The organism is Brachybacterium sp., assembly GCF_052095815.1.
GTDB lineage: Bacteria > Actinomycetota > Actinomycetes > Actinomycetales > Dermabacteraceae > Brachybacterium.
Map to the genome: position 1 here is coordinate 20810 of NZ_JBQDLF010000020.1, position 16864 is coordinate 37673.

The 16864-nt window shown below is 66.0% G+C and carries 21 protein-coding genes; 19 read left to right on the plus strand and 2 right to left on the minus strand.

Annotated elements, in window-relative coordinates; all coding sequences use genetic code 11:
• The first annotated feature begins 41 nt into the window (after positions 1–41).
• The gene (gene fusA / locus ACTH43_RS09545) at positions 42–2189 is read left to right on the plus strand and encodes an elongation factor G (protein WP_441444674.1); all 2148 of its coding nucleotides are present in this window, start codon (positions 42–44) and stop codon (positions 2187–2189) included.
• 130 nt (positions 2190–2319) lie between these two features.
• Positions 2320–3507 (plus strand): elongation factor Tu, encoded by a 1188-nt coding sequence (tuf, locus tag ACTH43_RS09550; protein ID WP_441444675.1) that lies wholly within the window; start codon positions 2320–2322, stop codon positions 3505–3507.
• Between the two features lie 381 nt (positions 3508–3888).
• Here the strand turns inward: tuf and ACTH43_RS09555 are convergent, their stop codons facing one another.
• Entirely contained in the window at positions 3889–4833 is a 945-nt protein-coding gene (locus ACTH43_RS09555; RefSeq protein ID WP_441444676.1) for a general stress protein, read from the minus strand.
• A 173-nt stretch (positions 4834–5006) separates the two neighbouring features.
• Between ACTH43_RS09555 and ngcE the strand changes: the two genes are divergently transcribed.
• The 14 genes from ngcE (at position 5007) to rpsQ (ending at position 14497) form a co-directional block, all read left to right on the plus strand.
• Positions 5007–6470: an N-acetylglucosamine/diacetylchitobiose ABC transporter substrate-binding protein gene (gene ngcE / locus ACTH43_RS09560; protein ID WP_441444677.1), complete on the plus strand. Its 1464-nt coding sequence runs from the start codon at positions 5007–5009 to the stop codon at positions 6468–6470.
• Positions 6467–7438 (plus strand): carbohydrate ABC transporter permease, encoded by a 972-nt coding sequence (locus ACTH43_RS09565; protein ID WP_441444678.1) that lies wholly within the window; start codon positions 6467–6469, stop codon positions 7436–7438. Before ngcE ends, ACTH43_RS09565 begins: the two co-directional genes overlap by 4 nt.
• Entirely contained in the window at positions 7435–8346 is a 912-nt protein-coding gene (locus ACTH43_RS09570; protein ID WP_441444679.1) for a carbohydrate ABC transporter permease, read from the plus strand. The genes ACTH43_RS09565 and ACTH43_RS09570 overlap by 4 nt, the downstream gene beginning before the upstream one ends.
• A gap of 456 nt (positions 8347–8802) precedes the next feature.
• Positions 8803–9111 (plus strand): 30S ribosomal protein S10, encoded by a 309-nt coding sequence (gene rpsJ, locus ACTH43_RS09575; RefSeq protein ID WP_015776378.1) that lies wholly within the window; start codon positions 8803–8805, stop codon positions 9109–9111.
• A gap of 11 nt (positions 9112–9122) precedes the next feature.
• On the plus strand, positions 9123–9803 hold the full coding sequence (gene rplC, locus ACTH43_RS09580; protein WP_441444680.1) for a 50S ribosomal protein L3: 681 nt from the start codon (positions 9123–9125) through the stop codon (positions 9801–9803).
• A 5-nt stretch (positions 9804–9808) separates the two neighbouring features.
• Complete coding sequence (gene rplD / locus ACTH43_RS09585) at positions 9809–10741, plus strand: 50S ribosomal protein L4, sunset domain variant (protein ID WP_441444681.1); 933 nt, start codon at positions 9809–9811, stop codon at positions 10739–10741.
• Positions 10738–11040 carry a 50S ribosomal protein L23 gene (gene rplW / locus ACTH43_RS09590; protein ID WP_441444682.1) on the plus strand — a complete coding sequence of 101 codons (303 nt, stop codon included), beginning with the start codon at positions 10738–10740 and terminating at the stop codon, positions 11038–11040. The genes rplD and rplW overlap by 4 nt, the downstream gene beginning before the upstream one ends.
• Before the next feature lie 46 nt (positions 11041–11086).
• Entirely contained in the window at positions 11087–11923 is an 837-nt protein-coding gene (gene rplB, locus ACTH43_RS09595) for a 50S ribosomal protein L2 (RefSeq protein WP_441444683.1), read from the plus strand.
• Positions 11924–11941: 18 nt separating this feature from the next.
• Positions 11942–12223: a 30S ribosomal protein S19 gene (gene rpsS, locus ACTH43_RS09600; protein WP_015776373.1), complete on the plus strand. Its 282-nt coding sequence runs from the start codon at positions 11942–11944 to the stop codon at positions 12221–12223.
• 53 nt (positions 12224–12276) lie between these two features.
• Positions 12277–12630 (plus strand): 50S ribosomal protein L22, encoded by a 354-nt coding sequence (gene rplV, locus ACTH43_RS09605; protein WP_299298804.1) that lies wholly within the window; start codon positions 12277–12279, stop codon positions 12628–12630.
• Positions 12631–12640: 10 nt separating this feature from the next.
• On the plus strand, positions 12641–13492 hold the full coding sequence (gene rpsC / locus ACTH43_RS09610; protein ID WP_441444684.1) for a 30S ribosomal protein S3: 852 nt from the start codon (positions 12641–12643) through the stop codon (positions 13490–13492).
• 5 nt (positions 13493–13497) lie between these two features.
• The gene (rplP, locus tag ACTH43_RS09615; protein WP_441444685.1) at positions 13498–13917 is read left to right on the plus strand and encodes a 50S ribosomal protein L16; all 420 of its coding nucleotides are present in this window, start codon (positions 13498–13500) and stop codon (positions 13915–13917) included.
• Entirely contained in the window at positions 13917–14150 is a 234-nt protein-coding gene (gene rpmC / locus ACTH43_RS09620; protein ID WP_345077038.1) for a 50S ribosomal protein L29, read from the plus strand. The genes rplP and rpmC overlap by 1 nt, the downstream gene beginning before the upstream one ends.
• 20 nt (positions 14151–14170) lie before the next feature.
• Positions 14171–14497: a 30S ribosomal protein S17 gene (rpsQ, locus tag ACTH43_RS09625; protein WP_441444686.1), complete on the plus strand. Its 327-nt coding sequence runs from the start codon at positions 14171–14173 to the stop codon at positions 14495–14497.
• A gap of 144 nt (positions 14498–14641) precedes the next feature.
• On the opposite strand, the gene ACTH43_RS09630 is transcribed toward rpsQ, so the two are convergent.
• Positions 14642–15049, minus strand: a complete 408-nt coding sequence (locus ACTH43_RS09630; RefSeq protein WP_441444687.1) for a hypothetical protein — start codon at positions 15047–15049, stop codon at positions 14642–14644.
• Between the two features lie 486 nt (positions 15050–15535).
• Here ACTH43_RS09630 and rplN point away from each other — a divergent pair, with 486 nt between their 5' ends.
• Genes rplN through rplE form a run of 3 tightly spaced genes read left to right on the plus strand, consistent with a single transcriptional unit; the run spans position 15536 to position 16863 of the window.
• Positions 15536–15904, plus strand: a complete 369-nt coding sequence (gene rplN / locus ACTH43_RS09635) for a 50S ribosomal protein L14 (RefSeq protein ID WP_089064412.1) — start codon at positions 15536–15538, stop codon at positions 15902–15904.
• Position 15905: 1 nt separating this feature from the next.
• A complete protein-coding gene (gene rplX / locus ACTH43_RS09640) occupies positions 15906–16292 on the plus strand; it encodes a 50S ribosomal protein L24 (RefSeq protein WP_441444688.1) in 387 nt (128 codons plus the stop codon).
• Position 16293: 1 nt separating this feature from the next.
• Positions 16294–16863 (plus strand): 50S ribosomal protein L5, encoded by a 570-nt coding sequence (rplE, locus tag ACTH43_RS09645; RefSeq protein ID WP_441444689.1) that lies wholly within the window; start codon positions 16294–16296, stop codon positions 16861–16863.
• The last annotated feature ends 1 nt before the right edge of the window (position 16864 follow it).

Below are 16864 nucleotides of genomic sequence, written 5' to 3' on the forward strand. Positions count from 1 at the left end.
GGCAGCTCCACCAGCATCCGTTCTCCAGAAAGGCACAGCCCGTGGCACTTGAAGTGCTCAGCGACCTGAACAAGGTCCGCAATATCGGCATCATGGCTCACATCGATGCTGGCAAGACCACCACGACCGAGCGCATCCTCTTCTACACCGGCGTGAACTACAAGATGGGCGAGACCCACGACGGCGCCGGCACGATGGACTGGATGGAGCAGGAGAAGGAGCGCGGCATCACGATCACGTCGGCCGCGACGACCTGCTACTGGCACGACAGCCAGATCAACATCATCGACACCCCCGGCCACGTCGACTTCACCGTCGAGGTGGAGCGTTCGCTGCGCGTGCTGGACGGCGCTGTCGCAGTGTTCGACGGCAAGGAGGGCGTGGAGCCCCAGTCGGAGACCGTCTGGCGCCAGGCCGACAAGTACGACGTGCCCCGCATCTGCTTCGTCAACAAGATGGACAAGCTCGGCGCCGACTTCTTCTTCACCGTCAAGACCATCGTGGACCGCCTCGGCGCGAAGCCGCTGGTCATGCAGGTCCCGATCGGTGCAGAGCACGACTTCACCGGCATCGTCGACCTCGTCGAGATGAAGGCCTACGACTGGCCCGAGACCCTCGAAGAGGACATGCCCGCGATCAACTCGAAGAAGGGTGACCCCTCGCTCGGCCAGTGGCAGCGCGAGATCCCGATCCCCGAGGATCTGGCAGCCACCGTCGAGGAGTACCGCAGCAAGCTCGTCGAGGACGTCGCCGAGAGCTCCGAGGAGCTCATGGAGGCCTACCTCGAGGAGGGCGACCTCACCCTCGAGCAGCTGAAGTCCGGCATCCGCTCGATGACGGTCAACTCCGAGGCATACCCGGTCTTCTGCGGCACCGCGTTCAAGAACAAGGGCGTCCAGCCCATGCTCAACGGTGTCATCGACTACCTGCCCTCGCCGCTCGACGTGCCCCCGATGGTCGGCCACAAGCCGAACGACGAGTCGGTCGAGCTGACCCGCAAGCCCGAGTGGGACGAGCCCTTCTCCGGCCTCGCCTTCAAGGTTGCCGCGCACCCGTTCTTCGGGTCGCTGACCTACGTGCGCGTCTACTCCGGCCAGGTGAAGCAGGGCGATCAGATCCTGAACGCCACCACCGGCAAGAAGGAGCGCGTCGGCAAGCTGTTCCAGATGCACTCCAACAAGGAGAACCCGGTCGATGAGGCCTTCGCGGGCCACATCTACGCGTTCATCGGTCTGAAGGACACCACCACCGGTGACACCCTCACCGATCCGGCGAACCCGATCCAGCTCGAGTCCATGAGCTTCCCGGAGCCGGTCATCTCGGTCGCCATCGAGCCGAAGACCAAGGGCGACCAGGAGAAGCTGGGTGTGGCCATCCAGAAGCTCGCCAAGGAGGACCCGACCTTCCAGGTCGAGCTCGACGAGGAGACCGGCCAGACCGTCATCAAGGGCATGGGCGAGCTGCACCTCGACATCCTCGTGGACCGTATGCGTCGCGAGTTCAACGTCGAGGCCAACATCGGCAAGCCGCAGGTGGCCTACCGCGAGACGATCAAGCGGACGGTGGAGAAGTTCGACTTCACCCACAAGAAGCAGACCGGTGGCTCCGGCCAGTTCGCGAAGATCCAGGTGACCTTCGCTCCGCTGACCGATGCCGAAGACGGCGTGTTCTACGAGTTCGAGAACAAGGTCACCGGCGGCCGCATCCCGCGCGAGTACATCCCGAGCGTGGACGCAGGCATCCAGAGCGCCCTGGTCTCCGGCATCCTCGCCGGCTACCCGGTCGTGAACGTCAAGGCCTCGCTGCTTGACGGCGCCTACCACGACGTCGACTCCTCGGAGATGGCGTTCAAGATCGCCGGCTCCATGGCGGCCAAGGAGGCCCTGCGCAAGGCGCAGCCGGTCCTCCTCGAGCCCCTCATGGACGTCGAGGTCCGTACTCCTGAGGAGTACATGGGAGATGTCATCGGCGATCTGAACTCCAGGCGAGGTCAGATCCAGTCGATGGAGGACGCGAGCGGGGTCAAGATCGTCCGTGCTCTCGTGCCGCTGTCGGAGATGTTCGGCTACGTCGGCGACCTGCGGTCCAAGACCCAGGGCCGTGCGATGTACACCATGCAGTTCGACAGCTACTCGGAGGTCCCGTCCAGCATCGCGGACGAGATCATCGCAAAGACCCGGGGCGAGTGAGGAGTCGGGGGAAGCAGGTAGGCTCCTTCTCCTGTTTCCCCCACACTCCCTTCGGAGCTCCGCCTCGCCGAGGCGGGATCCGATCCCGATCCAGAAGTACCACGATTAGAAGTCCTAGGAGGACACCATCATGGCGAAGGCCAAGTTCGAGCGGACCAAGCCGCACGTCAACATCGGCACCATCGGTCACGTCGACCACGGCAAGACCACGCTGAGCGCTGCGATCTCGAAGGTTCTGTACGACAAGTTCCCGGATCTCAACGAGAAGCGTGACTTCGACACGATCGACAACGCGCCCGAAGAGAAGCAGCGCGGCATCACGATCAACGTCTCGCACATCGAGTACGAGACCGACAAGCGCCACTACGCGCACGTCGACGCCCCCGGGCACGCTGACTACGTGAAGAACATGATCACCGGCGCTGCTCAGATGGACGGCGCGATCCTCGTGGTCGCCGCCACCGACGGCCCGATGGCTCAGACCCGTGAGCACGTCCTGCTCGCCAAGCAGGTCGGCGTTCCCTACCTGCTCGCCGCTCTCAACAAGTCCGACATGGTCGACGACGAGGAAATCCTCGAGCTCGTCGAGATGGAGGTCCGCGAGATGCTGGGCGCTCAGGGCTTCGACGAGGACGCGCCGGTCATCCAGGTCTCCGCTCTCAAGGCCCTCGAGGGTGAAGAGAAGTGGGTCAAGGCCATCGAAGAGCTCATGGACGCCGTGGATGAGTCCATCCCGGACCCCGTCCGCGATCTCGACCAGGCCTTCCTGATGCCGATCGAGGACGTCTTCACGATCCAGGGTCGTGGCACCGTCGTCACCGGCAAGGTCGACCGCGGCAAGCTCGCGATCAACTCCGAGGTCGAGATCCTCGGCATCCGCGAGCCGCAGAAGACGATCGTCACCGGCATCGAGATGTTCCACAAGCAGATGGACGAAGCATGGGCCGGCGAGAACTGCGGTCTGCTGCTGCGTGGCACCAAGCGTGAGGACGTCGAGCGCGGCCAGGTCGTCGCCAAGCCCGGCACCATCACCCCCCACACGAACTTCGAGGCGCAGGTCTACATCCTGTCCAAGGACGAGGGCGGGCGTCACAACCCGTTCTACTCGAACTACCGCCCGCAGTTCTACTTCCGCACCACCGACGTCACCGGCGTCATCACGCTGCCCGAGGGCACCGAGATGGTCATGCCCGGCGACAACACCGAGATGACGGTCGAGCTGATCCAGCCGATCGCCATGGAGGAGGGCCTCGGCTTCGCCATCCGTGAGGGTGGCCGCACCGTGGGCTCCGGCCGCGTCACCAAGATCACCAAGTGATCGCCGCGGGGGTGACCCCGCAACCGTGAGGCGCTCTCTCTGCGAGCGCTGAGCAACGAAGACCCCGCACCGGGATGACCGGTGCGGGGTCTTTCGTCGTCTCTGGGCCCGCTCCGTCTTCGGGCCCACGCCGTACAGCTGATCATCCTGCCGATGCGCGTGAGCAGCAGGACGGGCAGCAGGGCAGCAGGGCAGCAGAAGGGCTGGCGGCAGGTGCCCGGGCCAGCTGGAGGGCAGGCCGGCAGGCGGCGAGGACGGCGGGACGGCAGGCCAGTGAGCTCCTGAGGACCACGGAGCTCAGGGGCACGGGGCAGAGAAAGGCCCCCGCACCAAGCACGCCCGACGTGCTGATGCGGGGGCCTGCCCCCTGAGCCGAACCGGTCAGCGCGAGGCGTCGCCGTCCTGGCTGCCGTCCTGCGGGGGAGCGGCATGATCGCCTCTGCTCGGACGGCCGTCCGGTGTGGAGTGGGACTGTGAGGCACCCCCGGCACCAGGCGCAGGCTCGGGCGCAGGTGCCGGCGCTCCGAAGCTGCCGGAGGCGGCAGACGCCTGCGGAGTCGACGGCGAGGTCGCCTGCTCATGGAGGGGTGCACCGGCCGGCTTCCCGAAGGTGGGCCGGTGGCTGCGAGGCTCTCCCTGGGCTGGGGACGCGCCGGAGGCCGGCTGTCCGTAGCTGGGTCGGGCGGGTGCGCCGGACACGGGTGCGCCGGGCTGCGGCGTGCGTGCGCCGAACTGCTGGCCCCCGCTGGAGGGTGCGCCTGCGTGGGGGAGCGGGGTATGGCCGTGAGGCGGAGCCGTCACCGGGGCGGGTGCAGCGGTGGGAGCGGGCCCCGCACCGGAGTCAGCGAGGATCTGGCGCGCCTGCGCGGCGTGCTTGTGCTCGACGAGCAGCTCGTACTGCATCGGGATGGTCGAGGTCATCGAGGTGAAGTCACGCTTGCCCCCGGTCATCGCATATCCGATGACGGACCACACGGTGAAGAACACCATGCCCATCAGGACGCTGGTCACCACGATCATGAGGTCGCCCGGGTTCAGCAGCATCAGGAGCAGGCCCAGGAACAGTCCCATCCACAGGCCCGAGAGCACGCCCTGCCCGACCACCCGCGGCCAGGTCTTTCGCCCCGTGACCCGCTCCATCAGCTTCAGATCCGTGCCCACGATCAGCGTGCTCTGCACCGGGAACTCACGGTCCGCCAGGGTGTCGACCACGGACTGCACCTCCTGGTAGGTGTTGTAGACGCCGAGAGAGCGCGGGTACTCGAGGTCGTACAGGCGCGCCGTCAGCGGCGACGCGGAGCGGGGGGACTGCATCGGTTGGCTCATGGAGCCCACGGTAGAGCAGTCGTGAGAGAACTTGCTGGGTTCCGCCCGCACGGCGGCAGGGGGTGCAGGTAACGATCCGGGGCACGCCGCTGAAAACCACGTGACGCGCGACATAAACGACTACTGTCCTGTACAGCACTCGTATTCGACGACGAACAACGAATGAGGACACCATGGACGCTGAGCGCGATCCCCTGCTCGAGACTCCCCTGGACAGAATGGGCGCTTCCCGCCGCCGCTTCCTCTCTCTCGCCTCCCTCGGCACCGGTGCCGTGGCCTTGAGCGCCTGTGCGGCTGGCGGTGGTGGCGGTGACGACGAAGGAAGTGACGGCGGTGGCGCTGTCGCCACGGGTGGCGGCGACGTCAGCGATGAGAACCCCTTCGGTGTCGAAGCGGATTCGACCGTCGACGTGGTCATCTTCAACGGTGGCTACGGCGACCAGTATGCAAAGGATGCCGGAACGAAGTTCGAGGAGCTCTACCCCGAGGCGACCGCTGCGGTGACCTCGACCGTGAACATCCAGCCCGACCTCCAACCCCGCTTCATCGGCGGCAACCCCCCGGACCTGTTCGACAACTCAGGTGCGCAGTCGATGAACGCCAGCGCCCTGATCTCCGAGGGCAGCCTCGCGGACCTCGCCGCCCTCATCAAGGCGCCGTCGCTCGACGGCGGCACCATCGAGGAGTCCCTGCTGCCCGGTGTGCTGGTGCCGGGCACCTACTCCGGCAAGCTGTACGCGCTGAACTACATGTACACCGTCTTCGCCCTGTGGTATTCGGCCAAGCAGTTCGAGGACAAGGGCTGGGAGGCCCCTACCACCTGGGACGATGTCATGACCATCGCCGAGGCCGCCAAGGGTGAGGGTCTGGCCATGTTCGCCTGGGGCGGTCAGAACGCCGCCGACTACTATCACGAGCTCGCGCTGTCGATGGCGATCAAGCAGGGCGGCCCGGAGGTCGCGAAGATGCTGGATCGCCTGGAGGAGGGCGCCTATGAGCAGCCCACCGTGGTCGATGCCTTCGCCGCGATCGAGGAGGCCGTCAAGGCCGGGTACTTCCTCTCCGGCGGCGCCGGCATCAAGCACACCGAGGCCCAGACCCAGTGGGTGACCGGCAAGGCGGTCATGTACCCCTCCGGGTCCTGGATCGAGAATGAGCAGCGCAGCACCACGCCCGAGGACTACGCCATGACCGGCGCCCCGACCCCGATGCTCGCCGACGGCGGCACGATGAGCCCGACCGCCATCCACGGCGCTGCCGGCGAGCCCTTCATGGTCCCCAGCAAGGCCGCCAACGGGGCAGGCGGGCTCGAGTTCCTCCGCGTCATGCTCTCCAAGGAGCAGTGCGAGAACTTCTCGAAGCTCACCTCCTCGATGACGATCGTCAAAGACACCATCCCCGACGACGGCTTCGGCTCGACGGGTCTGGCCTCGGTCAGCTCCATGATCGACGCCGCCGGAGAGGATGTCTTCACCTACAACTTCACCGACTGGTACGGCATGGGTGATGAGTTCAAGCCCCTGTGGGCGGAGTTCCTCAACGGTGACGTCACCGCCGACGAGGCGCGGGAGCGTTCGCAGGCTGCGATCGACAAGGTCCGCGAAGACGACAGCATCGAGAAGTTCGACGTCGAATGATGGCGGTAGTCCCCGCGGCCACTCCTCCGGTGAGCGCCCCGCGCTCCCGGGGGAGGCGTGCCCGCATCACCCCTTCCCGCGTGCTGTTCTTCGCGCTCTTCCTCGGCCTCCCGATGCTGATCTATGTCGTGTTCGTGGTCTCGCCGTTCCTGCAGGCGTTCTACTACTCGCTGACCGACTGGCGCGGCCTGGCCAGGGCGCCGCAGTTCATCGGGCTGGACAACTACGTCACGCTCTTCCACGACGACGTCTTCCGTCGGGCACTGCGGAACAACATGATCTTCATGATCGTGCTGCCCACCGTGACCATCACCCTCGCCTTCATCCTGGCCATCCTGGTGACGGTGGGTGGGGACAGCCGCGGCACGATCCGCGGCATCCGCGGCGCGACGATCTTCCGGGTCGTCAGCTTCTTTCCCTACGTCATCCCCGCGGTGGTCGTCGGGATCCTCTTCGCCTTCATCTACTCGCCCAACGGCGGGCTCCTGAACGGGCTGCTGAACCTGGTGGGGTTGGACATCCACATCGCCTGGTTGGGCGATCGGCGCTTCGCACTGGCGGCGATCGTGGCCGCCGTGGTGTGGAGCCTGGTGGGCTTCTACATGGTCCTGTTCGTCGCGGCGATCAAGTCGATCCCCTCCGAGGTGGTCGAGGCGGCCCGCATCGACGGGGCCGGTCGCTTCCGCCTCTCCGTGGCGGTGATCCTGCCGATGGTGCGGGAGAACGTCTCCACGGCGGCGGTCTATATGGGGATCATGGCGCTGGACATGTTCGTGTACATCAACGTCATGACCCCCAACGGCGGGCTCGGCAAGAGCACCGAGGTGGTCTCGAGGTATCTCTACCAGACTGCATTCAGTGACTCCCGATTCGGCCTCGCCTCGGCGATGGGTGTGGTGATGGCGCTGATCACGATGCTGATGGCTGTCATCGTCCTGTTCAGCACCCGCCAGAAGGGGGAGCGATGAACACCGAGCTCAAGGCGCCCCGATCCGCGCCGGCACACTCCACCGGCGCGACAGCCGCGTCCCGTCGGCGCCGGGCCAATCCGAAGGACCGCGTGTTCACGGTGGTCGCCCAGACCATCCTCTCGCTGTGGGCGCTGGTCGTGCTCTTGCCGTTGCTGTGGACGGTCTTCAGCTCCTTCAAGAGCTCCGGCGGGATCCTCGCCTCTCCGTTCGCCATGCCGGAATCATGGAACTTCGACAACTTCGTCACCGCCTGGACGGAAGCCGGCATCGGCCGATTCTTCGGCAACACCGTGCTGGTGGTGGGCGTCGCACTGGTGCTGGTCATGCTGCTCGGCGCGATGTGCGCCTACGTGCTGGCGAGGTACGACTTCCCGGGCCGGCAGGTGCTGTACTACGGCCTGATCGCCGGGCTCACCTTCCCGCTGTTCCTCGCGGTGGTGCCGCTGTTCTTCATCATGGAGTCGCTGTACATCCGCGGCACCTACATCGGCCTCATCCTGGCGTATGTGGGCTTCGCGCTCCCGTTCACCGTGTTCTTCCTCTACGCCTTCTTCCGGCAGCTGCCGGAAGAGATCGCGGAGGCGGCGGCGATCGACGGCGCGGGGGACTTCCGGACCTTCTTCCAGGTGATGCTGCCGATGGCGGGCCCGGGCATGGCCAGCGTGACGATCTTCAACTTCCTGGGCCTGTGGAACCAGTTCCTGATCCCGATCGTGCTGAACACCGATCGGGACAAGTACGTCCTCGCCCAGGGTCTTGCGAACATGCAGGCCCAGCAGGGGTACGACTCGGACTGGGGCGCGATGTTCGCCTCCGTCACCATCACCATCATCCCGGTGCTGATCGTGTACCTCATCTTCCAACGTCAGCTGCAGGGCGGGATCGGGCCGAGCACGAACAAGTGATCGGTCGCCTCCCCTCTGAACGGCGGATGTGCCAGCGGGACGGCGTGGGAGGGTACGGTGGCAAGGGCTCGGGCGGCAGCGTCCGGGCCCTTCTTGAGTTCCGGCACCGGCGCCGGTGCTGAGCATGTGATCGGCTGCACCTGCCCCTCCCTTGTGGGGGCGGTCCGATCTCTGGCACACTGTTCAAGTTGTCTGCGTGGGCCGACATACCCGGTTCCGTTCTCTGAGTGTCCCCTGGGGCACCTCGGCGAATGATCACCGGATGAGGCCCGTCCCGAGGATGCGAACCTTGCCCCTGGCATGGATCGCGCATCGAACGAGGGAATCGACGCAGCAGCAGCCGACTTTCGGCGGTTCTGTGCTGGGCTCGTGTGCCCCGCAGAGGCCGACACGCCCGTCCTCGGGTACCGGGAGACGGCTGCTTCCATGCCAGACCTAGAAGAGAGACAGGACGCCATGGCGGGACAGAAGATCCGCATCCGGCTCAAGTCGTACGACCACGAGGTGATCGACAGCTCGGCGCGCAAGATCGTCGACACGGTCACCAGCGCTGGCGCGACTGTGGTGGGCCCGGTGCCGTTGCCGACCGAGAAGAACGTGTTCTGCGTGATCCGTTCTCCCCACAAGTACAAGGACTCCCGTGAGCATTTCGAGATGCGCACGCACAAGCGACTGATCGACATCGTCGATCCCACGCCCAAGGCTGTGGACTCGCTCATGCGCCTCGACCTGCCGGCGGACGTCAACATCGAGATCAAGCTCTGAGGGTGGTGGAGATGAGCAACGAATTGACCGGCCAGAAGGCCCGTCCGGTGTCCGGCGTGCTCGGCACCAAGCTCGGCATGACCCAGGTCTGGGACGAGAACGGAAAGCTCGTCCCTGTGACCGTCGTGCAGACCGGTGCGAACGTCGTCACCCAGATCCGGTCTATCGAGACCGACGGCTACGACGCCGTGCAGATCGCCTACGGCCAGATCGACCCCCGCAAGGTGTCGGCACCGCTGAAGGGCCACTTCGAGAAGGCCGGCGTGACCCCGCGCCGTCACCTCGTCGAGCTGCGCACCGTCGACGCCGCTGACTACACCGTCGGCCAGGAGATCAACGCCTCGGTGTTCGAGTCCGGCCAGAAGGTCGACGTCGTCGGCACCTCCAAGGGCAAGGGCACCGCGGGCGTCATGAAGCGCCACGGCTTCTCCGGTGTCGGCGCCTCCCATGGTGCGCACCGCAACCACCGCAAGCCCGGTTCCATCGGTGGCGCATCCACCCCCGGTCGCGTGTTCAAGGGTCAGCGCATGGCTGGCCGCATGGGCGGCGACCGCACCAGTGTCCAGAACCTGACCGTTCACGCGGTCGACGTCGAGAAGGGCCTCGTGCTCGTCAAGGGTGCCGTTCCCGGCCCCAAGGGCGGCCTCGTGCTCGTCCGCTCGGCTGTCAAGAGCCCCGCGAAGGAGGCCTGAGCCCGATGGCAGCGAATCTCTCTGTCGACGTGCTCGATCCGGCCGGCAAGAAGTCCGGCTCCGTCGAGCTGCCTGCGTCGATCTTCGACGTGCAGACCAACGTGCCCCTGATCCACCAGGTGGTCGTCGCCCAGCAGGCGGCCGCTCGTCAGGGCACGCACAAGACCAAGACCCGCGCCGAGGTGCGTGGTGGCGGTAAGAAGCCCTGGAAGCAGAAGGGCACCGGTCGTGCCCGTCAGGGCTCGCTCCGTGCGCCGCAGTTCGCCGGCGGTGGCGTCGTCCACGGCCCCGTGCCGCGTGACTACAGCCAGCGGACCCCGAAGAAGATGAAGGCCGCCGCCCTGCGCGGAGCCCTCTCGGACCGCGCCCGCAACGGCCGCATCCACGTCATCTCCTCGCTGCTCGAGGGTGACGTCGCGTCCACCAAGGCCGCCCGCCAGACCCTGGCGAATGTCTCCGATCGTCGCCACCTGCTGGTGGTCGTGCGTCGCGATGACGATCTCGGCGCGCTGAGCTCGCGCAACCTGCCTGCCACCCACGTCCTGTACGCGGACCAGGTGAACACCTACGACGTCATGCTTTCCGACGACGTGGTCTTCACCGCCGCTGCGCTCGAGGACTTCGTGGCCCAGGCAACCCTGTCCCTGTCCACCTCGACCTTCGCCGCTGCGAAGTCTGCACCGGCTGCTGCCGCTGCCGCTCCGGCCGCTGCGCAGGAAGCCCCCTTCGGTGAGGGATCGGCGGCCCCGCTGGCCGACGACTCCGCACCTGAGGGCTTCACGATCAAGGGCAACCAGGACTCGATGAAGTTCCACACCCCGGACTCCCCGTGGTACGGCCGTACCAAGGCCGAAGTCTGGTTCGCGACTGAGGAGGCCGCCAAGGCCGCCGGGTTCGTGAACGCAGTCAAGGAGTCCACCGAGGAGGAGTCGAAGTGACCTCGCTGAACAAGGACCCCCGCGACATCCTGCTGGCCCCGGTCGTCTCCGAGAAGAGCTACGGGCTGATGGACGAGGGCAAGTACACCTTCCTGGTGGCTGCCGACGCCAACAAGACCGAGATCAAGATCGCCGTCGAGAAGGTCTTCGACGTCACGGTCTCCTCGGTGAACACGATCAACCGTCAGGGCAAGACGCGCCGCACGCGCTTCGGGACCGGCAAGCGCAAGGACACCAAGCGCGCCATCGTCACCCTGACTGACGGAGCCATCGACATCTTCGGAGGGTCGGTCGCCTGAGGCGGCCGATATCCGAGGAGCCGAAGAGAGTCTGAGGGAATCCCACATGGCAATTCGTAAGAGCAAGCCGACCACGCCCGGTCGTCGTTTCTCGAGTGGCGCCGACTTCGTCGAGGTCACCCGATCCACGCCGGAGAAGTCGCTGGTCCGCCCGCTGTCCAAGTCCGGCGGTCGTAACAACAACGGTCGTATCACCTCCCGTCACCGGGGCGGTGGCCACAAGCGGGCCTACCGCGTGATCGACTTCCGCCGTCACGACAAGGACGGCGTCAACGCGAAGGTCGCTCATATCGAGTACGACCCCAACCGCACCGCGCGCATCGCACTGCTGCACTACCTGGACGGCGAGAAGCGTTACATCCTCGCGCCGGCCAAGCTGCGTCAGGGCGACTGGATCGAGAACGGTCCAGGCGCGGACATCAAGCCCGGCAACAACCTGCCGCTGCGCAACATCCCGCTGGGCACCGTGGTCCATGCCATCGAGCTTCGGCCCGGTGGCGGTGCCAAGATCGCCCGCAGCGCCGGCGCCTCCGTGCAGCTGGTCGCCAAGGAAGGACCGTATGCGCAGCTGCGCATGCCGTCCGGCGAGATCCGCAACGTCGATGCGCGCTGCCGCGCGACCATCGGCGAGGTCGGCAACGCCGAGCAGTCCAACATCAACTGGGGCAAGGCCGGCCGCATGCGCTGGAAGGGCAAGCGCCCTCACGTGCGTGGCGTCGTCATGAACCCGCACGATCACCCGCATGGTGGCGGCGAGGGCCGTACCTCCGGTGGTCGTCATCCGGTGTCGCCCTGGGGTCAGCCCGAGGGCCGTACCCGTCGGCCGGGCAAGGAGAGCGACAAGCTCATCGTGCGCCGTCGTCGGACCGGCAAGAAGCGCTGATAGGGAGAACCAGGAACTATGCCTCGCAGTATCGCCAAGGGCCCCTTCGTGGACGACCACCTTCAGAAGAAGGTGGATGTCCAGAACGAAAAGGGCACCAAGAACCTCATCAAGACCTGGTCGCGTCGTTCGGTCATCACCCCGGACTTCCTCGGCCACACCTTCGCAGTGCACGACGGTCGCAAGCACGTCTCGGTGTTCGTCACCGAGTCGATGGTCGGCCATAAGCTCGGCGAGTTCGCTCCTACGCGGACTTTCAAGGGCCACGAGAAGGACGACAGAAAGGGCCGTCGTCGCTGACCTGAGGTCAGCACGGCAGCACGTCCCGACACCCAGAAGAAAGCAGGACAGCAATGGAAGCCAAGGCGCAGGTGCGGCATCTCCGCATGTCGCCCATGAAGGCTCGCCGCGTTGTGGACCTGATTCGTGGCAAGAGCACGGCCGAGGCCCTGGACATCCTGCGGTTCGCCCCGCAGGCCGCCAGTGAGCCCGTCCTCAAGCTCGTCGAGTCCGCGATCGCCAACGCGCGGGTGAAGGCTGATCAGGCAGGGGAGCGCTTTGACGAGCGCGACCTCGCCGTCGCCGCCGCCTTCGTCGATGAGGGTCCGACCCAGAAGCGGTTCCAGCCGCGTGCTCAGGGTCGAGCCTTCCAGATCAAGAAGCGCACCAGCCACGTCACCGTGGTCGTCGCTCCCGTGAACAAGTAAGGAGTCCCGAATGGGCCAGAAGGTCAATCCGAATGGGTTCCGTCTCGGGATCACGACGGAGCACAGCAGCCGGTGGTTCGCTGATTCCTCCAAGGAGGGTCAGCGCTACCGCGACTACGTGAAGGAAGACGTCGCGATCCGCACGCTCATGTCCAAGGGCATGGAGCGGGCTGGCATCTCGAAGGTCGAGATCGAGCGCACCCGTGACCGTGTGCGCGTCGACCTCCACACCGCCCGCCCGGGCATCGTCATCGGGCGTCGTGGCGCGGAGGCCGAGCGCCTGCGCGGTGAGCTCGAGAAGCTCACCGGCAAGCAGATCCAGCTGAACATCCTCGAGGTCAAGAACCCCGAGGCTGACTCTCAGCTGGTTGCTCAGGGCATCGCCGAGCAGCTCGCCGCCCGCGTTTCCTTCCGCCGTGCGATGCGCAAGGGCATGCAGTCCGCGCAGCGTGCAGGTGCGAAGGGCATCCGAGTGGCCGTCTCCGGTCGCCTCGGTGGCGCCGAGATGAGCCGTAACGAGTTCTACCGCGAGGGTCGCGTGCCGCTGCACACCCTTCGCGCGAACATCGACTACGGCTTCTACGAGGCCAAGACCGCCTTCGGCCGCATCGGCGTGAAGGTGTGGATCTACAAGGGCGACGTCACCGCCAAGGAGCTCGCGGCTCAGCAGGCCGCCTCGCAGGGTCCCCGCTCCGGCGGACGTGGCGCCCCGCGTGCAGAGCGCCCGCGTGGCCGTCGCAACGAGCGCAACGCCACCGCGCGTCGGGACGGCTCGGAGGGTGCAGCTCCGGCTGCTGCTCCGTCCGCTTCCGCCGAGCAGGCGGCACCCGCGCCCGTACAGCAGCCCGGAACGGAGGCCTGAGCGACATGCTGATCCCTCGCAGGACCAAGCACCGCAAGCAGTACCGACCGCACCGCAGTGGCATGTCCAAGGGCGGCACCGATCTCGCGTTCGGCGACTACGGCATCCAGGCTCTCGAGCCCGCCTATGTCACCAACCGTCAGATCGAAGCTGCACGTATCGCCATGACGCGCTACATGAAGCGTGGCGGCAAGGTGTTCATCAACATCTACCCCGATCGTCCGCTCACCAAGAAGCCTGCCGAGGTCCGCATGGGCTCCGGTAAGGGTTCGGTCGAGTGGTGGATCGCCAATGTCAAGCCGGGTCGAGTCATGTTCGAACTCGCCGGCGTCGAGGAGGAGGTGGCTCGCGAGGCACTCCGCCTGGCGCAGCACAAGCTCCCCATGAAGAGCCGCATCCTGAGCCGAGAGAGTGGTGACATCTGATGGCAGCGACCAAGCTCACCGCCGATGAACTCGACAAGCTGGACGACGCGAAGCTGGTGGAAGAACTTGCCAAGGGCAAGGACGAGCTGTTCAAGCTCCGTTTCCAGTCCGCGACCGGTCAGCTCGAGAACTCCGGCCGTCTGCGGTCCGTCAAGAAGGACATCGCACGGATCTACACGATCCTGCGCGAGCGAGAGCTGGGCATCCGTCAGGCGCCCGGCGCCGCCGAGTGACCGCGAAGCGAGGAACAGAGATGACTGACAACACCCAGGCCGAGACCCCGGCCGTCGAGGAGCTCGACAAGGAAGGCGCGCACGCGTCCTCCCACGAGCGTCCCTACCGCAAGACCCAGCGTGGCTACGTGGTCTCGGACAAGATGGACAAGACCATCGTGATCGAGGTCGAGGAGCGTGTGAAGCACGCCCGTTACGGCAAGGTCACGACCAAGACGAGCCGGTTCAAGGCTCATGACGAGGAGAACAGCGCCGGCATCGGCGACCGTGTCGTCGTCATGGAGACTCGTCCCACCTCCGCCACCAAGCGGTGGCGTCTGGTCGAGATCGTCGAGCGCGCCAAGTGATCGGGCGGTCCCAGTGACCGCTCCGTGATCCAGAGAAGGGCCGGTCCTCCCACAGGGAGGGTCGGCCCTTCTCTTCGTCTCTGCGCTGCTGCCGAGCTGGCCGCTGTGGCCGCGGGGGTGGTGCGCCGCGCCGTCCCAGCCGGGTCAGGCGGTCAACTGGATCAGCAGTGCGCCGGCAAGCGCATCTTCCGCTGCGGGCGCGGGGACCTCCCGGGTGGCGCCTTCGCCGTCGATCAGCGCGACGGCATAGCTGCCGTCCGCGGTGCGGCGTAGCGCGCTGAAGGATTCACCGAGTGCTGCGCGCAGCTGATCCTCCCGGGGGATCCAGAGCGCATCCTCCTGCTCCACGGAATCCAGCGCCCACTCGGTGGTCCCGTTGAACCGGAAGACCCGCTCTCCGCTGCGCCCATTCCCGAGCTCGATGACCATCGCCGAGAGCATGAAGGTCTCGTCCCGCAGCTGCTCGTTGTCGATGATGAAGAGGTCGCCGTCCGCCGGCGCCCACTGCAGTCCTGCGTCCCGCAGGCGCCGTGCGATGTCGATGTCGATCATGGGCACGAGCCTATGCCCCACCCCAGAATCTGCCGTGCCCGACCGGTGATCGCCGTCGTGGGGGAGTGTCGTGGGGGAGTGCTGCCGGCGGTGATCGGCAGGAGAGCAAGCACACACGGTTCGCCTCGGGGAGAAGGGGTGACAGCGGCTGGTGCGGCGCGTAGTCTTGAGCAGTTGCCGGACGGCTGTGCGCATGCATCCTCGGATGCTGGCGGATGGACGGCTGCGACAGGATCCGGTGTCACCAGATCCATCCTCCCCGGAGACCTCGCACGAGAAGCGAACGCTGTGCGTTCCTCACGCTAGTGCCTGAGTCCGGATGAGGAGTTTTTTGGTGCCCGGGACCGGTCGACGGTCACGCCTTTGGTCGAAGTTCTGCCCAGAGTCGGTGAAGTGCAATATGCAGTGTCCATATTCCGTTCCGCAAGGCTCGGCTCATCCGCTCCCGCGGGTGGGAAGAGAACCGGTGAGACGATAGGAGAACGAGTGATTCAGCAGGAGTCGCGACTGAAGGTCGCCGACAACACGGGTGCCAAGGAGATTCTCTGCATCCGTGTTCTCGGTGGCTCCGGTCGCCGTTACGCCAGCATCGGGGACACCATCGTGGCGACCGTCAAGGACGCCATCCCCGGTGGCAACGTCAAGAAGGGCGACATCGTCAAGGCGGTCGTCGTCCGCACGTCCAAGGAAGTCCGTCGCATCGACGGCTCCTACATCCGCTTCGACGAGAACGCAGCGGTGATCCTCAAGACCGATGGGGAGCCGCGCGGAACCCGCATCTTCGGCCCCGTCGGCCGCGAGCTGCGCGACAAGCGCTTCATGAAGATCGTCTCGCTGGCACCGGAGGTGGTGTGACATGGCAAAGATGAAGATCAAGAAGGGCGACCTCGTCCAGGTGATCACCGGTCGCACCAGCGACAGCGACACCGCCGCCAAGCGCGGTCTCGAGGTCGGCGACAAGGGCAAGCAGGGCCGTGTCCTGCAGGTGTTCCCCGATTCCCAGCGTGTGCTGGTCGAGGGCATCAACCGCCGCACGCACCATGTCAAGCCCAACCAGGCTGGCGGCGCGGGCGGCATCGAGCAGCGCGAGGCCTCGATCCACGTCTCGAACGTGGCTCTGGTCGACCCGGAGGACAACAAGCCGACCAAGATCGGTTACCGCGTCGAGACCCTCGAGCTCGAGAACGGCCGCACCAAGCAGGTGCGTGTCCGCTTCGCCAAGCGCTCCGGGAAGGACATCTGAGATGAGCGAGACTGCCACCCAGGCGACCACCCCGCGCCTCAAGAGCAAGTACAACGAGACCATCAAGGCTCAGCTGACCGAGCAGTTCGGTTACAGCAACGTCATGCTGGTCCCCGGTCTGACCAAGATCGTCGTGAACATGGGCGTCGGCGACGCCGCTCGCGACTCCAAGGTCATCGACGGTGCCATCCGCGATCTCGCGGACATCACGGGCCAGAAGCCCCAGGTCACCAAGGCTCGCAAGTCCATCGCGCAGTTCAAGCTGCGTGAGGGAATGCCGATCGGTGCCCACGTCACCCTGCGCAACGCCCGCATGTGGGAGTTCCTGGACCGCCTGCTGTCCACCGCGCTGCCCCGTATTCGTGACTTCCGGGGCCTGTCCCCGAAGCACTTCGACGGCAACGGGAACTACACCTTCGGTCTCACGGAACAGGTGATGTTCCACGAGATCGACCAGGACAAGATCGACCGCGTCCGCGGTATGGACATCACGGTCGTGACCACTGCGAAGACCGACGACGAGGGACGCGCGCTGCTCAAGCTGCTCGGCTTCCCCTTCAAGGAGAACTGAT